The following is a 711-nucleotide window of genomic DNA, read 5'->3' as shown; positions in this document are numbered from 1 at the left end:
GGCGAGGTGCTGGACCGGACCGACCTCCTGGTCACCGTCAGCTCCACCGCGGCCCTGGAGTCCCTCCACCGGCGCATTCCGACGGCCGTGCTGACCGACCTCGGGGTGCGGGAGGCGCTGGGCAACCACCACTTCCTGGGCTCCGGGTGCCTCACCTCCTGGGACCGGCTGGACGCCGGGCACCGGCCGGAGCCGGACCCGGAGTGGCTGGCCCGGCAGGGGGTCGCCGCCGGGGACGGTTCGTACGCGGGCGCCTTCGACGCGGCCCGCGCCCGGATCGCCGCCCTGCTGGAGCGGTCCGGCGCGCTGCCGCCGCTGGAGCCCTACTACACCCCCGAGACCGCGCCCGGCTATCTGCCCGGCATCCTCGCCCGCCACCACCTCGGCCCCGACGGCGCCCCGCTGCCCGGCAGCCCCGCCACCCGCGCGGAGGCCGGACCCGTCCGGCAGATCGTGCGCCGGGCCGCCCGAGGCGCGTACCGGCACGGCGTCCAGCGGGTCGCCCCGGTGATCCGGCGGATGGGCGAGCTGTGAGTACCGCACCTTCTTCCTCTCAAGGAGCTGACCCCATGACCCACTGGCCCGCCGATCCGGGCGACCCGCCGCGCCGGGTGCTCGCCGTGATCCCGGCGCGCGGCGGCTCCAAGGGGGTGCCGGCCAAGAACCTCGCCCCCGTGGGCGGCGTCCCGCTGGTGGCCCGCGCGGTGCGCG

General features: G+C 77.9%; 1 protein-coding gene and 1 pseudogene. Both read left to right on the top strand.

The genetic code is table 11. The annotated features are described in order from the left end of the window. On the top strand, positions 1 to 534 hold a 534-nt coding region (locus GT030_RS09285), incomplete at its 5' end, for a DUF6716 putative glycosyltransferase (protein WP_346009598.1). A 35-nt stretch (positions 535 to 569) separates the two neighbouring features. Then, a pseudogene (locus GT030_RS09280) lies at positions 570 to 711 on the top strand (transferase); the annotation flags it as partial.

The sequence above is a fragment of the Streptomyces sp. SID1328 genome (genome assembly GCF_009865595.1).
Classification (GTDB): domain Bacteria; phylum Actinomycetota; class Actinomycetes; order Streptomycetales; family Streptomycetaceae; genus Streptomyces; species Streptomyces griseoluteus.
The sequence above is the reverse complement of the archived record's forward strand: the minus strand, read 5'-3'. Positions and strand labels throughout refer to the sequence as shown.